Raw genomic sequence first — 15579 nt, 5'->3', positions numbered from 1 at the left:
GCTAAGAATTTTAAATTAATATTTTGTGTAGAATTGTAACAATATTTTATAAAACTTTCTCTCATTTTGGAACAGATATTGCTTAGCATATAAAATAAAAAGGCAAAAAATGCTAGTAACACAAAATCAAAGCTCTTTAAGCTGGAATTCTAGTTTTTCTAAGCAAAAACAAGGGAATTCTAATGAAACTTTCAAACTAGAATTCCCTGCCGAGATAAAAACCCAAAGCGATATAAAAACAGGCAAAAAACTAGAAATAAACGGCATAGAATACCTAGAATTCCATAGCTCAAATGTAGAGATAAATTCAGCTATGAATTCAAGTGTGAGTTCGGCTGTGAGTTCGGCGACTGCTGTCAGTCAAGCAACTACCTCAACCGCTACCGCCTATGGATATAGCGTAGATAGCAAAGGCTTTATGGGAGCGGATTTTAACGCGGCCGCTGGTTTGCCAGCTGAGTTTCAAATTCACAAAAGCACACTAGATGAGTTTGTAGAAGTCTCGCATAAAAACACTGCTTGGAACGCCACTTTACACAAAAACTTCATAGCAGCACAGCAGGGTAAAATCACAGAACCTAGCTACTACAAAAACATAGATGTAGCAGCAAATTTTGGGGCTTATTATGCGCAGCCCCAAAGCGTGGTTCGCACTAGCAAAAGCACTTTTAGCACAAGTGATTTGGCAGATTTGCCAAAAGGTTTTAGCACTAATGATAGTGCTTTTAGTGCGAACAATGTATCTCTAGGTGTTGTTAGTAATGTTTATAAAAATAATTATGAGCTAAATAAAATCAATGATTTAAATGAAAGTCTGCCTGCTGGGGTAAGTGGGGTTTATATCCAAAGGCTTGATTTTTCGCCTAAGACGAGCGATATGGAAGCTGATGATTTTACATTTAACCCCGATATGAGCGTGTATGAGCGTGATGATGGGCTTTATAGTATCCCAGGAGCTGGTGCTGAGGTGCTAAGTGATAGAGTAAGAGATATAGTCGCACCTAAAAAATGCAGTAGCCAAAAATGGCTTGATATCCATAAAGAAGCTCACTCTATAGGTATGAAAACTACGGCTACGATGATGTTTGGGACGGTTGAAACTGACACTGAGATAATAGAACACTTGGATAAAATCAGACGTCTTCAAGATGAAACAGGTGGCTTTAGAGCTTTTATACTTTGGAGTTTTCAGTCACAAAACACTAAATTAAAAGAAGAGTATCCAAATATCAAAAAACAATCGCCAAATAGATACTTAAGACTGCTTGCAGTTTCAAGACTATTTTTAGATAATTTTAAAAATATACAAAGTAGCTGGGTGACTCAAGGCAGTTATGTTGGGGCGCTTGCATTAAAATTTGGAGCAAATGATCTAGGTAGCACTATGATGGAAGAAAACGTCGTCAAAGCAGCCGGAGCAAGCTTTAGAATGAGCCAAAATGAGATGATAGAAATCATCAAAGATATAGGCGAAATTCCTGCTAAACGTAACACAAACTATGATATTTTGGAGATGTTTTAGCCCTGATTATGGCCTATTTTATAAATTTAAGTTTATGATATTTTGATTATTTTTGGTTGTCTTACAAAATTTAAATTTATAACATTTTGCTTGGCTATTTACTTTGTATTTATTATATTTTAAAATTACAAAAACTAAATAGCTCAGCCATAATGCTTTATTTTTATTTATTTTTTATCTTTATTTTGTTCTATTTTTATGCTCGTTTTTGATCTTTATAGCTTCAAATATAAATTTAATATATCCGCCTTTATACCAGCTTTTGTGTGCTTTTATAAAAGCATTTCCTAACTTAGATGATTTTTGATGTTTTGGGCTTTTTGGCTAGTTATTTCTAAATTTTTGATCTCTAGGTCTTTTTTGAGTAAGCTCTCGTTTGTTGATTTTAGATTAGCTTCTTGCAAACTCAATTTATCACTAAATTCTTTTATAGCCTTATCTTTTTTATTTATCTCTTATTTGAGTGAGCTTATCTGCTCTTGTGGGGTTGGTTGTGGTGTGGCGGGTTGTGACGATGTGGGCTGTATCTCTTCAAATTTTAAAAGTTTAAATTTGCTTTCGTATTTTGGTAAAGGGATATCGTAAGGCATATCTTTGAAGTAAGCAAAGCGATTTTTGTTTTTATTCATATAGATTGCGTCATATACAAATTCTAATTTCTCTTGTGCTGTATTTAGGGAGTCTAGCTTGGCTTCAATTGCTTTTGGTGATAGGAATTCGTTTTGGTTGTAGGTGTATTTGAAATCATCATTTGGGATATTTGAGTGTTTTAGGGTTTGTTCTTTTGTATAACTCTTCGGACATTTCGCATCCCAAAACAAATTTGATTTTATCTCCCTTGCCGGATTACCCACATTTACAGTATTAGAATAATATTGCTTTGTAGATACACTTCTAGCGCCGATGATCGCACCGGAATGGATTATAGAGCCTTTTAATATCAAAGCATCTATACCAATCCACACATGGTCTCCTAAATAGATAGATTTTGATAAATTTACTCTTAAATTCGTATCGTTATCATATATTAAATGCCAATCAAGTGTATGAAATTCTATATGAGTAGAGAATAAACATCCATCTCCAAATATAATATTTTGCCCTTCAGCTAGGGCCAAATATCGCATTCCATATGGATTAAAATATGAGTAATTTCCAATATAACAAATACTATTATAATGCAAAGAAATGTTTGTTTTGATTAAATTAGTTGAACATATAAACACTAGTGAATTATCATTGACAAATTCAATATTAGAATTATCGATTTTAGCACCGCTGCATAAAAATAAAATATTATTCTTACCATTAAATTTGATATTTGAATTATTTAAAATTTTATCCAAAGATTCATAAGCATAAATCACATTTCCATTTTCTATTATATGTTTTTGCATAATCTCTCCTGCGAAACTTTGGCGGTAGATTATCAAAAAAAACGAAATGAGAAAAATAGACTAGTTTATTTATTTAAGATTAGTTTCAATAATCTTAAATCAAATTTGGTAGATTTGATGATTTCCTTTAAACTACGCAAAATAGAAAATAGATCGCTTTGCATTGGCGTGGGATAAAAAATTTGATTAAAAAACTAAATTTAGTTTATATGAATTTAAGAATATACCACGCCAAAAAGGCGTAGCGTGTTAGTTGAATTCCTCTTCATTATCATTGGAATTTAAAAGCGTTACTTTAACTGCACCGATACTAGCCCCGTCCATCTTTGTGACTTCATATATGCAGTTTTCATCATCTATCTTATCTCCGACTATAGGAAGTCTCTCAAATAGATTAAAGACATATCCGCCGATTGTGAGCTGCTCTGTCTCTTCATCAAAGCAAATTCCCATTATCTCTTCCACAGATTCAATCTCAAATCTACCATTAAATTCATATGTATCATCGGCGATTTTTTTATAATTTTGGTCTTTATCATCGTGTTCGTCGTTGATATCACCTACAATCTCTTCGATGATATCTTCCATCGTTAGAAGTCCCGCAGTCCCGCCGTATTCATCGACGACAAGAGCTGCTGAAATTCTATCTTTATTCATCATTACAAGGATTTTAGATATTGAGCTATTTTCTGGAACTATGATAAATTTACGAACTATATTATCTAAATTTGTATCTATATTTCTTAGATTATTTTGCAATATATCTCTTATATGTATCATTCCTAGCACTATATCTTTGCTTCCATCTATATATGGAAAACGTGTATATTTACTATCTTCTATGGCTTTCATATTTTCTTCAAAGCTTTTTTGCTTATTTAGGCATACCATATCTTTGCGTGGAGTCATGATCTCTTTAGCCACTGTATCACTAAAATCAACGGCATTTTTTATGATTTCACTTTCCATGCTATCTAGCACACCGCCCTTTAAGCTCTCACCGACTATGATTTTAATCTCTTCTTCAGAGTGGGCAAGCTCGCTATCTTTTGCAGGTTTTATACCTATAGTTTTAAGAGATAAACTAGCAATGAAGTCAAATGTCCTAATAACAGGAAAAAATATCACCCAAAATATATAAAGTGGTTTAGCGATAAATAAAACTGATTTTTCTGCTTTTGCTATGGCTACTGATTTTGGCACAAGCTCTCCAAGTACGACGTGCAAAAGTGTGATAAGAGTAAAAGCTATGATAAATGCTATAGTATGGACGGCAATGCCATCTATACCAAAATAAGTTTTAAGAGGTGTTTCTATGAGATTTGCAACTGCTGGCTCGCCTACCCAACCAAGTGCAAGAGAGCTAAGAGTTATTCCAAGTTGTGTTGCGCTAAGATAAGTATCGAGTGAATTTGACATTTTGTAAGCAAGTTTTGCATTTGGAACTTTATCTTTTACAAGCTCCTCAAGTCTTGATTTTCTAACTTTAACGATCGAGAATTCAGATAAAACAAAAAAGCCGTTTAAAAATATAAAAACAGCAGCTAAAATAACCATAATAAAGGGTTCCGTGTCCAATTATTGTCCTTATATAGAAAAATTTTGGATTATTATACCAAAAAATTTACAAAAATAAATTTAAAAACATTTTTTGTATATTTTTAAATTTAGATGATCTTTTATAAAAGAATAGATAAAATCAGTAGATATTTTTTAAAATAAAAGATCTGGGCTATAAAGCCCAAATCTACTATAGATAACCATAAAGTCCGGCTAAAATATAACCAAATATACAAGAACTTATAACTCCGATAAGTCCAGGAAAAATGAAGCTGTGATTGATAACATATTTGCCTATATGAGTAGTTCCTAAGCGGAAAATCTCGTTTTTGCCTATATTTCTTGCATTTGTATATACAACGCTACCTTGTTCATTTTGAGTAAAAGTTATTTTTGAACCATCTTTTTAAGTAAGCGTCAATCTAGAAATATTATTTACATTTCCTTTTAGCTTACTACCATAAATATCTATATGAGAGCCTAAGATCTTTGCATCTTTTAAAACGATTTTTTCTAAGATCTTTTGTTCTGTTGGATAAACAGCTACGATTTGAACTACCCTTTGGTTGAGTTCCAAGCCGGTCTTAAATCTTTGAAATATCCTAATGTCGCAACCACTGCATGCAAATACCAAAACTATAAGACCTATACCACCAAGAAGTCCTAAAGCTATACCGCCCTTTTTTGCTCCATAAAATAGACAAATAAGGACTATGAGAAGCCAAATAGTAAATTGCCAACCTTAGCTAAGATTCATAAAAAAATCCATACATTTCTACTTTTAATTTAAGATTTGTAAGTATTATATTATTAAAATGTTTATTTTCTTCTTAATTAACCTATAGTATTAAAGTTTATTTAAGATATAGTTTAATCGTATAAATTATATATTTAAAACTTAATGTAAATTTATAAGTATAAATTTAGTTATAAATTATTTATTGCTATAAAATATAGATAAGCTAGTTTCAATTTAGCTAAATTTGAAAAAAAGATAAAAACAAAACCTTGCAAACTATTATTTTTTGATAACTCATTTCACAAAAACAAATAAATTTATTTAAGAAACCTGTGATATAATCACTCAAATTTAAAAAAAGGTGTATATGTTTTCATCATTTTTCAAAAGTAAAAAATGGGCTTTTTGGGCTTATGGCGGACTTGGTCTTATCATAGTATCTTTAGTATTTCAAACTCATTTAAATGTAGCGATAAACAACTGGTATAAAGATTTCTACGATATTTTGCAAAATGTAAAAGAACATAGCGTTGATGAGTTTTGGGCTGGAATTTTGCAGTTTTTATATATAGCAATGCCTTATGTGATTATATCTACCATAACAAGCTTCTTTGCTAGCCACTGGGTGTTTCGCTGGAGAGAGGCGATGACTTTTGCCTATGTAGATGTTTGGAAAAAATGCGAAAAGGATATCGAAGGCTCAAGCCAACGTATGCAAGAAGACGTTTATCGATTTGCAAAGATCACTGAAAGTTTGGGGCTTCAAATTTTAAGAGCCATAATGACGCTTATCGCATTTATACCGGTTTTATGGGGGCTTAGCAAGGGTATAGATATGCCTATCATCAAAGAAATACCAGGATCACTTGTATGGATAGCCTTAGTTGTTAGCGTCGGCGGACTGATAATTTCATGGTTTGTCGGCATAAAACTACCAAAACTCGAATACAACATACAAAAAAGTGAAGCTGCATTTAGAAAAGAGCTTGTGTATGCTGAAGATGATAAGATAAACTATGCAAACTCACAGACAATCTTTGAGCTTTTTACTGGACTTAGGTATAATTTCTATAGGCTGTTTTTGCATTATGGATATTTTAACGTTTGGCTTATATCGTTCTCGCAATTTATGGTAATAGTCCCTTATGTGATAATGGGACCTGGGCTATTTACTGGCATCATTACGCTTGGTATCTTAGTACAAGTCAGTAATGCCTTTGATCAAGTAAGAAGTAGTTTTAGTGTGTTTATAGACAACTGGACTACTATAACAGAACTTAGAAGCATACATAAACGTCTAGATGAGTTTGAAATAAACATTAAATTTAAAGGATAGTATGCAAAATGAAAAAACGCTCTTTTGCCATTTTAGTAGTAGGTCTGCTTATTTTTGGAGGCTGTTTTTATAGCTCTACAAAGCCTTCTGTTGCTCAAAGTAGCAACTCTCAACTATTTTTAATAAGCAAATCAGAGATAGATAATGCAGCCACACAAGCTTACATAGTAGCTTTAAATGAGGCAAAAGCCAAAAATACATTAAATAAAAATGTAGCTCAAACAAAAAGAGTAAGAGAGATATCAAATCGCCTTATAAAGCAAGTCGGCGTTTTTAGAGATGATGCTTTGAAATGGGACTGGCAAGTCAATGTAATAAATGAAGATACTATAAATGCTTGGTGTATGCCAGGAGGAAAGATAGTTGTTTATAGCGGAATAATAGAAAAGCTAAGCCTAAGCGACGATGAACTAGCCGCCATAATCGGACACGAAATTTCTCACGCTCTAAGAGAGCATAGCAGAGAAAAAGCAAGTATAGATCTAGCCAAAAACGCCGCTTTATCAATAGGTGCTAGTGTGCTTGGACTTGGGCAAGAAGGAGCGAATTTAGCAAATTTAGCGACAAAATATACAATAACTCTTCCATTTTCTCGCTCAAACGAAAGCGAAGCAGATGCTATGGGAACAGAGCTAATGGCAAGAGCAGGATTTGATCCAAACGCTGCTATAAAACTATGGCAAAAAATGGCAAAGCAAAACGCAAATACGCCTCTTGAGATAGCTTCTACTCACCCATCAAACGACACTAGAATACGAGATCTTAAACAAATAGTCGCAAAAGTAGAACCATTATACAAAAATGCTAAAAAGCAATAACGCTTTTAAAGCAAATTTAAAAGCTGTTTTTATGGTCTTTAAATGATTTTATAAATTTATAATCAAAAATATACTCTAAACTGCTTACGCCCAAATTCTAAGTGGTTTTGGGTAGAATTTTTCTTTATCATCTATTTGATTTTTATTACTATTTTGATCTTTTTCTTTATCATTTAGTTTGGTGTAAATTTGATCTACGATGATATTTCTGCCATCATTTGTTTGAAGTGCGAATTTACCATTTGTCAGCTTTTTGATTATTTGCACTCCTAAATCTTTTAAAGATTTGGTTTGTACTTCTCCTGTTATTTCATCTTTTACTTTTGCGACGCTTACGCTTAGATCTAAGTTTTGGTTTAGTTCTTCTTCGCTCATAAACTTAGCATTTAAATTTAGTTCTATATCAAAGGCTTTACCGCTATCTTTATAAAGCTCATTTACGATTATCTCCCTTCCGCTGTTAAATTTAAGGGTAAATGTGCCATTTTTGTTGATTTTTATAGCTGTTAATGCGTCTGTGTCTTTAAGCATATTTGCGGTATTTGCTCTATCTTTTGCAAAGCTATCTTTGACTTTTTGTAGATTTTCTAAGGTGAAGTTAAGTCCGGTCGCAGAGCTAAATTCACGCTCTATAGATAGCATAACGCTAGATTTTACATTTTGATACCTTGCCTTTGTTTCATCATCAAATTCATTTATATAATCATCTCTATTTTTAAGCTCGCTCATATAATCATTATATAAATTTATAAATCTAGTGTATTGTTGATTTTGATAAGAGTCTTTATCGCTATCTCGCCAAGAAACTTTTTTAGTAATTGGGTTATATTCATTTTTAGCACCGAAATTTGTCGTATAGCCTTCAATCCAGCTAGATAACTCTTCTAATCTATAATTCCCATCAACCCCTTGCTTAGCGTAAGCAATCCCAAGTAATCCTACATCAAAAGTTCCTAAATTTAAATTTATATCTATCCAGCCATCTTCATCGGCTAGTTTTGAGAGCTCTTTTATATCATTCTCATTCATACTTTCATATCTTACTTCAGGCTTAAAAATAGAGTATGGATTATAATCTTTTAGCGATTGTAATGAGTTTTCATAAGCTTCTATTGTTCCATAATTATCTTTTTGAGCTTCAAGTTTTTTTAAGGCATTGCTCTTGCTATCTATAAAATCTTTTAAATTTATACTATCAACTACTTCGCTGAGTTTTTTGATAATCTCATTTCCATCTTTATCATAAGCTCTTATTTTTAGTTTATCAAAGTAGGTGTCATTTTTATCTACAAATCCATTTCCATCACTATCAAATCTAAAAAGCTGCGAATTTGAGCTAAAGCTTCCAACTCCTAATCTATCATTATCTCCAGCTAAATCCAAAAATAGCTCTGCTTTACCAAATTTAGTATCAATTAAATTTGAGTTTGCGTAGGAATTTAGGTAGTACTCTTGCGGGATTTTGCCATATCGATAATAATATATATCCATGAAATATCCACTATCAAATGTTGGATACTCAAAATCCTCTATGGTCGCAGTGTGTTCTCTTACTTCTGATATACCTTTTATATCTGACACACCAAATGTTGAATTATACAAAGCACCATCTAAAATACTCTTTGTTTGTCTAGCGATAAATTCATCCAACGCTTCTTCTTTGGTTTGTGTTTTTGTTTCATATTTTTGGACTATATTTATGTCTCCGTAAGATCCTGCATAATAATCATAATACTCTATTTTTCTACCAAATCTATCAGTGTTTTCATCTTGTTTTATTTGCTCTGTTTGAGCGAAATTTGGCTCTATTTTTGGCAATTTTTGATTAATTTGAATTTGAAATGTATTTGATGATAGCAAGCTAATATTCATTTTAAACCTTTCTTGCGTTGAGTTTTAGGCGAATTAATCGCCCAAAGTTAATTAATATGCCCTAATATCGGCAACTATAACATTATTATTGCCATCTACATAAACTCTAAGTTCGCCATTATTAAAATAATTTGTAGCGCCAGACAGATCTGAAAGTATTTTATTTATCAAATTTCCATCTATAGATAAGCTTGATTGGTATATAGGCTTATTGCTAAGATTTGTTGTATTCATATCTGCAAACATATCTACGCCATAATCCCAAAAAAAGTTAGTCATACGGTGATATTTAGAAAAAGTTTTGTATGTATTTTTTGATCTATTAAATTCTTGCCCCGCAAAAGGAGAAGAGATCGTTATACAACCAGATGTCTCTTTTGTAGCGTTATCACCACCATCTGATACACAAAGTTTTTGAGTATTTCGACCAACCCTATGCTCATCTATATCAGCTGGGATAGAAAATCCTTGATGACTTCCACTTGCTCTTGAGCTAACTCCATCAAGTGTAGTCCAGCCTACTTCATAGTTTATTCCCGTATTGTTTGCTTGAAGATAAACTTTAGTATTTAATGGTATAGCTTGTGGTGTTGATACTGTTTGAGTGCCACCAGTTACTAAGGTAAATGTTACACTAAGCTTACCATAAGTATCAACAAATACTTTAAAATGTGGTTTTCTATAAGACGGGGTATCTAACATCAAAGATTCAACCGAACCTCTTTGCGAATTCATTCTACTGATTAAAACAAACTCATCATCACTAGATGGATATTGCGTGAAATAAAACCAACCACCGATGCTATTTAGGGCGTATTCAACTCTAGTATGATACAAATCGAAATTACAATTAGCTTGATTTGTTCCATCATAATCACAACGATAATTTTCTGAAATATTTTTAATTAGAAAATTTGTGGGATCACCTTGATTTTTATTATAAGCCAAATAAAATAAAAGCTGTCCGCCACTTGAAATGCTCGTAAGCTCATCTAAATTTGAATCAAACACAAACTGATCTATAGGAAGTGGAGTGTAAGAGCGAACACTTCGCTTGGATCTGCTTGGCTTTTTAGTAGAAATTTTACTTAAAATCTCTTTTGGGTTATTTACTTTTTCAAAAGTAAAATTATCTGCTGAAAAAAGAGCAGAAACTAAAAAAATAGTTGCTAAAGCAAATTTTTTCATCAAATCTTCTTTTATTTGAAATATAATCCATAAATCGGCGATACTAAAAATAGATTAATATAGTTTACTTTATAGTGAAGTTATTTGGTTTGAATTTTGTTTAAGGATAAATTTATATTAGAATGGCGATTTCTATCACCATTCAAGAAGTAAAGTATAAATTTAGCTTTTTTTTGCATTGTCAATGAGATTTTTAGCAGCCTCATAAACTCTATCACCAAGCTTTTTGGCTTGTTCTTTAGCGTTTTCAAATGTTTGTAAGCTCTTCATTTGAGCTAATTTTTGACTGGCTTTTTTCTCTAGTTCTACTATCTCTTTTTTTAAATTTAGTATTTTTTCGTCTATATTTAGTCCATCTTTTAGCCTAAGGCTCTTCCCTCTAATCTCTTCTATCTTTTCTAGTATTTGCTCTCTTGCTTCGGCTGAAATTCTTCTTAGCTTTGCAAAATACGTATCATAATCGCTTTGCAAGATCTCGGTGATAATGCTACTTGCAGGCTCGTCACATTTTGTGCTTAGCTCTTTTAGCAAAGATATAAACTCATCTTCTACTTTGGTTATCTCTTTTATGCTCAGCTCTAGACTATCGCTGATCTCATCTGGGATAAATTTAAGCTCGTCTTTGAACTTTTCTATCGCTTTTGATATGCCATCATTGCTGCCATTTATGGCACCTTTTAGCAACTCTTTTGCATAAATTTTACTCTCATTTGAAATACTTATAGCTGATTCTATAACAACCAAAGTTATATCCATAAAACGGCTTTTTGAAAGCTCACCTTCATTTATGGCTAGATAGACCATACTTTTTGCTATTTCATAAGCCGTATCTTCGACGTCATTTCCCATCTCTATAGTGGTTAAAAACGCGGATTCTGCCGTCTCTTTTAAGATACCAAGCAACTCAAGATCATTTATAAGTCTATCTTTTAGGATCTTTGATATCTCGTCTTTATTTTTAAATTTACTAGTAGAGATGAACTCTTCTAAGCCCTTGCAAGTAAGGCTCATCAGAGTTTTCATATGCTGTTTTTCATCTTTTATCTGTTTTTTTAGTCTGTCTCGCTCAAACATTATCTTATAAAGATACTGCTCAGCATCATAGTTCATAGCCTTGTTTATAGACTCCAAAACAACATCTACGTTTTTTGAATTTAAAATACTAAATTCATCTAAATCAGTGCAGACTTTTGCAAAGAAACTCTTTGAAATTTCTAGTTTTTCTTCATCACTTTTACAGGCAAAAATTTCCTTAGCGTCTTTAAAAACTTTTTCTTTTATCAGACCTAATAAATTTGGTTCATTTAAATTTGAACTTATCAACTCAGTTAAAATCATATTTTTTCTCACAATACAAATTTAGCATATCTTTTTAGAAGACTAAAAAGCTCCAAACGCTCTTCATCGCTATAAACTAGCACCGCCAAATTAAAGCTTTTAAATTTACCATTCCCTGAATTTTTTGAGAAATTTAATGTATGTTCTTTAGTGCCGATCAAATTTTTTACAAGCTCTTTTTCGTCGTCATTCTTATCTAAAATGATCTTATACTCCCAAAAAACAGGGTATTTGATATCAGGTTTTTTATCAAAATCACAAACACTAGGCATCTGCTCTCCTGTAATCTCCACTTTTCCCGCCACTTTTTCTTTCTAAGACTATTTCGCTTATCATCATTGATTTATCTATGGCTTTTATCATATCATATATCGTAAGCAGACCTACGCTTACGCTAGTTAGCGCTTCCATTTCTACTCCTGTTTTGCCGTCTGTTATGACCTCAGCTTCTAGCTTAAACCCCGGAAGCTCTTCAAGACTGATAACATTTATATTTACCGAAGTTATAGGAAGAGGATGCGTCATAGGTATGAGTTCGCTTGTTTTTTTAGCAGCCATGACAGCAGCTACTACAGCGGTTTGTAGAACTGGACCTTTTTTACCGGTATTTTCTTTGATAGCATTATAAGCGTCTCTAGACATTTTGATATTACCGCTTGCAAGTGCTATTCTTCTTGTTATATTTTTATTTCCTACATCAACCATTTTTGGTAAATTTTGTTCATTTAAGTGTGTCAGCATAATTTTCCTTTTTGGGAATTATATCAAAAAGTGTATAAATAAAAAATGCATCTCTTTGATGAGATGCATTAGCTGTTATAAAAAGGAGGTTTTTGTTGGACTTTGTAATGATACATTTATTAAGCTAATTAGCTCTTAATGGCTAGTTAATAAAAAATAAAGTTAAATATCATGAAAATCAAGCAATTTTGCCTAATAATTATAATATTAAATAATTATTTTTTATATATTAATAATTATATTATACAATCCAAAACCCTAAACAGATAACCTCCTTTTATAATGCCCTATTTTTTGGGCATTTCTTCTTTATTTAAGCTTACAAAATGTATAATTTGACTTTCATTTTTTTGGGCAGATGTCCGAGCGGTTGAAGGAGCACGCCTGGAACGCGTGTAAGGTGCAAGCCTTCGAGGGTTCAAATCCCTCTCTGTCCGCCACTAAATTTGATCTATTTGCGATTTTACTGTTTTCTTAGCAAATTCGCCAAGAAAACAGACGCGCTATCTCATCTCTTTTAGCAAAATTTCAATCCCTTCTGCTATCCTAGGCGTCCCTCTTAATATAAGTGATGAAGGAATGGATATGATTTTGCCATTTTTTGCAGCTTTGATGGATTTTAGTGCCGGGTATGATTTTATCAAGCTATTTTTTTGTTCATTGTCTCCGATAACTATGATAAAATCAGGATTTGCAGCGAGCAGAGTCTCTATTGACAAGGTGGGTGATTTGGCTTTTGTGTCGGTGGCGATGTTTTTTAGACCTAGCTTTGATGCGATATCGCCTGGCAAGGTTTGATCGTTAAATGCCATAATTGGATTGACCGAAAATAAAATCGCAATCTTTTTGCCTTGAAATTTATCGTGATTGGTGGCGCTGTTTAATGAGTTTTTAAGCGAAGTGATAATTTCGTTAGCTTTATAGCTTTTTTGGACGATTTTGCCGATTTGTTCTAGATTAGAGTAGATATTTTCAAGGCTATTGGCCTCATAAATTGTGACATTTATATCGAATTTTTTTAGCTCACTTACTATGTTGATGGAGTGAAAGCTAGCGATCACAAGATCTGGCTTTAGCTCGATAATTTTTTCTAAATTTGGCTTGGTGTAGGTGCCCACGCTAGGGAGATTTTTCGTTAGGTTTTCTGGCCAAATTGCCGAAGTTGTCGGCTGTGCGATGGCGACAATTTCATCTTGGGCTTGGAGCATATAGAGCATCTCGACAATGGCTGGATCGAGTACAACAAGGCGTTTGGCATCTAAATTTAAAGCAAAAAACGCCACCAAAATTAATATAACAAATTTTTTCATTTTTAATCCTTTGAAACTATAACAAAATATGAGGCATTATGCTCGATAATTTCGCAATCTATGCAATAAATTTCTTTTAAAATTTCTTTTTTCAAAAGCTCTTTTGGAGCACCGCTATAACGGATTTTGCCATCTTTTAGCATAATCAATCTATCACAAAACATACTAGCAAGATTTAGATCATGGATCACCATCAAGCTTAGTAAATTCAAATTTTTGCTTAAATTTTTACAAATTTTCATAATCTCAACAGCATAGCGCAGATCAAGTGCGCTTGTGGGCTCATCTAAAAATAGGGCTTTTGGCTCGCTGATTAGCGCCCTTGCTATTAAGACCCTTTGGAATTCGCCACCACTTAATGAGCTTGCTAATCTATCTTTGAATTTAGAAATTTTCAGTAGATTCATAATCTCATCTATCTTTTTCATATCTATATTTGAGTAGTTTTTAAAACCATTTTTCAGATACGAAAATCTCCCCATCATTAAAATATCAAAAACGCTCAAAGGCATAGATAACGCCGACTTTTGCGGAACAAAACCGATGGTTTGGGCTAACTCTTTTAGTGTGTAATTTTGAAGTGGTTTATCATTGATTTTTATAATTCCGCTTTTTGGCTCAATCAGCCTTAAAAGATTTTTCAAAAGAGTGCTTTTGCCAGAGCCATTCGCGCCCAAAATCCCGACCAATTCGCCACTTTTAGCACTTAAATTTATATCTTTTAAAATATGCTTTTTGCTATACCAAAAGCTAAGGTTTTTTGTGCTGATTTCAGCCATTACCTCTCCCTTGCTTCATCGCCAAAAATAGAAAAAACGGAGCACCAAAAAACGCCGTCACAACGCCTATTGGGATCTCTATTGGTGATAAGATACTTTTGCTTAAATTATCACAAAATAGCAAAAATAAAGCCCCCACAATCAACGAATTTGGGATCAAAATCACATTGCTTGAAGTGCGCAAAATCAGCCTTAGAGTATGCGGGATTATGAGCCCTACAAAGCCTATCATCCCCGTAAATGCCACGCTAAAAGCTGTCGCAAGGCTGGCTATAATGAGCAATGATTTCTTGCTTTTTTCGACATTTACACCAAGGGTTTTGGCCTCTTCATCTCCGCTTAAAAGCACATTTAACTCATGTCTTTTAAAGTAAAAATACATTGTAGAAAAAATCACTGGAACTATCAAAATAGCCACTTTCTCCCAAGTTGCTCCACTTAAAAACCCCATCATCCAAGCAACTATCTTAAAGCTATCTTCGCCAATCAAATATGTAGCAAAGCTCGTAAATGCCCCCAAAAATGAGCTAAATGCGATACCGATTATGAGCAAAGTAGCGATATTTTTCCCTCTTTTATAAAGGCTAAAAATCACCAAAGATAGTGCCGAAGCCACAAAAAAAGCAAAAACCCCATAATAAACATCAGGGAGCTTCAAAAAGTAAGCTATAACCGCACCAAATGTCGCACTAGCCGCAATCCCTATTATATAGGGATCGGCAAGCGGATTTAAAAATACGCTCTGAACAACCACACCGCTACTAGCTAGGAGCATTCCGATTAATAGCGCCATAATGAGCCTTGGGAGCCTTATTTGAAGTAAAATTGTTTTTTTGGCTTCATCTATGCTATTTTCGCTACTAAATAGCCGCAAAATATCGCCAAAACCAATATCAGCTCCACCGACACCTAGCAAATAGATAGCCAAAACAACCAACAAAACTATAAAAAACAGATTCGCTCGCCAAGATTTTCGCAT

15 protein-coding genes, 1 tRNA gene and 2 pseudogenes are annotated in these 15579 nt (G+C 33.1%); 4 read left to right on the top strand and 14 right to left on the bottom strand.

The window, feature by feature from the left end; all coding sequences use genetic code 11:
* Positions 1-109: 109 nt before the first annotated feature.
* A complete protein-coding gene (locus CHLWT_RS09725; protein WP_244948775.1) occupies positions 110-1522 on the top strand; it encodes a CofH family radical SAM protein in 1413 nt (470 codons plus the stop codon).
* Positions 1523-1809: 287 nt separating this feature from the next.
* On the opposite strand, the gene CHLWT_RS09610 is transcribed toward CHLWT_RS09725, so the two are convergent.
* The 6 genes and pseudogenes from CHLWT_RS09610 to CHLWT_RS09495 form a co-directional block, all read right to left on the bottom strand.
* The gene (locus CHLWT_RS09610; RefSeq protein ID WP_280525906.1) at positions 1810-1932 is read right to left on the bottom strand and encodes a hypothetical protein; all 123 of its coding nucleotides are present in this window, start codon (positions 1930-1932) and stop codon (positions 1810-1812) included.
* A 45-nt stretch (positions 1933-1977) separates the two neighbouring features.
* On the bottom strand, positions 1978-2919 hold the full coding sequence (locus CHLWT_RS08725) for an acyltransferase (RefSeq protein ID WP_143211768.1): 942 nt from the start codon (positions 2917-2919) through the stop codon (positions 1978-1980).
* Positions 2920-3168: 249 nt separating this feature from the next.
* Positions 3169-4476, bottom strand: a complete 1308-nt coding sequence (locus CHLWT_RS08720; RefSeq protein WP_111969441.1) for a hemolysin family protein — start codon at positions 4474-4476, stop codon at positions 3169-3171.
* A gap of 193 nt (positions 4477-4669) precedes the next feature.
* A pseudogene (locus tag CHLWT_RS09505) lies at positions 4670-4795 on the bottom strand (hypothetical protein); the annotation flags it as partial.
* A gap of 90 nt (positions 4796-4885) precedes the next feature.
* Positions 4886-5113, bottom strand: a complete 228-nt coding sequence (locus tag CHLWT_RS09500) for a hypothetical protein (protein WP_244948774.1) — start codon at positions 5111-5113, stop codon at positions 4886-4888.
* A pseudogene (locus tag CHLWT_RS09495) lies at positions 5102-5206 on the bottom strand (anaerobic C4-dicarboxylate transporter family protein); the annotation flags it as partial. The gene CHLWT_RS09500 and the pseudogene CHLWT_RS09495, both read right to left, overlap by 12 nt.
* 379 nt (positions 5207-5585) lie before the next feature.
* Between CHLWT_RS09495 and CHLWT_RS08710 the strand changes: the two are divergent.
* Both CHLWT_RS08710 and CHLWT_RS08705 read left to right on the top strand, forming a co-directional pair.
* On the top strand, positions 5586-6554 hold the full coding sequence (locus CHLWT_RS08710; protein WP_112000750.1) for a putative transporter: 969 nt from the start codon (positions 5586-5588) through the stop codon (positions 6552-6554).
* Positions 6555-6562: 8 nt separating this feature from the next.
* Positions 6563-7372, top strand: coding sequence for a M48 family metallopeptidase (locus tag CHLWT_RS08705; protein WP_112000751.1), 810 nt, complete (start codon positions 6563-6565; stop codon positions 7370-7372).
* 84 nt (positions 7373-7456) lie between these two features.
* On the opposite strand, the gene CHLWT_RS08700 is transcribed toward CHLWT_RS08705, so the two are convergent.
* The 5 genes from CHLWT_RS08700 to moaC all read right to left on the bottom strand — a co-directional run bounded on the left by CHLWT_RS08700 (position 7457) and on the right by moaC (position 12511).
* Positions 7457-9244, bottom strand: coding sequence for a hypothetical protein (locus CHLWT_RS08700; protein ID WP_112000752.1), 1788 nt, complete (start codon positions 9242-9244; stop codon positions 7457-7459).
* A gap of 51 nt (positions 9245-9295) precedes the next feature.
* Complete coding sequence (locus CHLWT_RS08695; RefSeq protein ID WP_112000753.1) at positions 9296-10432, bottom strand: hypothetical protein; 1137 nt, start codon at positions 10430-10432, stop codon at positions 9296-9298.
* 162 nt (positions 10433-10594) lie between these two features.
* Positions 10595-11770, bottom strand: coding sequence for a hypothetical protein (locus CHLWT_RS08690; RefSeq protein ID WP_112000755.1), 1176 nt, complete (start codon positions 11768-11770; stop codon positions 10595-10597).
* Between the two features lie 8 nt (positions 11771-11778).
* Positions 11779-12042 carry an HP0495 family protein gene (locus CHLWT_RS08685; RefSeq protein WP_034963177.1) on the bottom strand — a complete coding sequence of 88 codons (264 nt, stop codon included), beginning with the start codon at positions 12040-12042 and terminating at the stop codon, positions 11779-11781.
* Complete coding sequence (gene moaC, locus CHLWT_RS08680; protein ID WP_063998854.1) at positions 12035-12511, bottom strand: cyclic pyranopterin monophosphate synthase MoaC; 477 nt, start codon at positions 12509-12511, stop codon at positions 12035-12037. Before moaC ends, CHLWT_RS08685 begins: the two co-directional genes overlap by 8 nt.
* A 352-nt stretch (positions 12512-12863) precedes the next feature.
* Here moaC and CHLWT_RS08675 point away from each other — a divergent pair.
* Positions 12864-12951 (top strand) — tRNA-Ser (locus CHLWT_RS08675).
* Positions 12952-13014: 63 nt separating this feature from the next.
* On the opposite strand, the gene CHLWT_RS08670 is transcribed toward CHLWT_RS08675, so the two are convergent.
* Genes CHLWT_RS08670 through CHLWT_RS08660 form a run of 3 tightly spaced genes read right to left on the bottom strand, consistent with a single transcriptional unit; the run spans position 13015 to position 15579 of the window.
* Positions 13015-13821, bottom strand: coding sequence for an ABC transporter substrate-binding protein (locus tag CHLWT_RS08670; RefSeq protein ID WP_112000680.1), 807 nt, complete (start codon positions 13819-13821; stop codon positions 13015-13017).
* A 2-nt stretch (positions 13822-13823) separates the two neighbouring features.
* Positions 13824-14600 carry an ABC transporter ATP-binding protein gene (locus CHLWT_RS08665; RefSeq protein ID WP_112000679.1) on the bottom strand — a complete coding sequence of 259 codons (777 nt, stop codon included), beginning with the start codon at positions 14598-14600 and terminating at the stop codon, positions 13824-13826.
* Positions 14593-15579, bottom strand: a complete 987-nt coding sequence (locus CHLWT_RS08660) for a FecCD family ABC transporter permease (protein ID WP_112000678.1) — start codon at positions 15577-15579, stop codon at positions 14593-14595. The genes CHLWT_RS08665 and CHLWT_RS08660 overlap by 8 nt, the downstream gene beginning before the upstream one ends.

Source organism: Campylobacter hyointestinalis subsp. lawsonii (assembly GCF_013372165.1).
Classification (GTDB): Bacteria; Campylobacterota; Campylobacteria; order Campylobacterales; family Campylobacteraceae; genus Campylobacter; species Campylobacter lawsonii.
This window is presented reverse-complemented; position numbering and strand designations above follow the sequence as displayed.

Excerpts from the sequence above, each read along its gene's own strand:
- moaC (WP_063998854.1), bottom strand. The coding sequence starts at position 12,511 with ATGCTGACACACTTAAATGAACAAAATTTACCAAAAATGGTTGATGTA.
- CHLWT_RS08705 (WP_112000751.1), top strand. The coding sequence starts at position 6,563 with ATGAAAAAACGCTCTTTTGCCATTTTAGTAGTAGGTCTGCTTATTTTT.
- CHLWT_RS08700 (WP_112000752.1), bottom strand. The coding sequence starts at position 9,244 with ATGAATATTAGCTTGCTATCATCAAATACATTTCAAATTCAAATTAAT.
- CHLWT_RS08690 (WP_112000755.1), bottom strand. The coding sequence starts at position 11,770 with ATGATTTTAACTGAGTTGATAAGTTCAAATTTAAATGAACCAAATTTA.
- CHLWT_RS09725 (WP_244948775.1), top strand. The coding sequence starts at position 110 with ATGCTAGTAACACAAAATCAAAGCTCTTTAAGCTGGAATTCTAGTTTT.
- CHLWT_RS08660 (WP_112000678.1), bottom strand. The coding sequence starts at position 15,579 with ATGCGAAAATCTTGGCGAGCGAATCTGTTTTTTATAGTTTTGTTGGTT.
- CHLWT_RS08665 (WP_112000679.1), bottom strand. The coding sequence starts at position 14,600 with ATGGCTGAAATCAGCACAAAAAACCTTAGCTTTTGGTATAGCAAAAAG.
- CHLWT_RS08710 (WP_112000750.1), top strand. The coding sequence starts at position 5,586 with ATGTTTTCATCATTTTTCAAAAGTAAAAAATGGGCTTTTTGGGCTTAT.
- CHLWT_RS08720 (WP_111969441.1), bottom strand. The coding sequence starts at position 4,476 with ATGGTTATTTTAGCTGCTGTTTTTATATTTTTAAACGGCTTTTTTGTT.
- CHLWT_RS08685 (WP_034963177.1), bottom strand. The coding sequence starts at position 12,042 with ATGCCTAGTGTTTGTGATTTTGATAAAAAACCTGATATCAAATACCCT.
- CHLWT_RS08725 (WP_143211768.1), bottom strand. The coding sequence starts at position 2,919 with ATGCAAAAACATATAATAGAAAATGGAAATGTGATTTATGCTTATGAA.
- CHLWT_RS08670 (WP_112000680.1), bottom strand. The coding sequence starts at position 13,821 with ATGAAAAAATTTGTTATATTAATTTTGGTGGCGTTTTTTGCTTTAAAT.
- CHLWT_RS08695 (WP_112000753.1), bottom strand. The coding sequence starts at position 10,432 with ATGAAAAAATTTGCTTTAGCAACTATTTTTTTAGTTTCTGCTCTTTTT.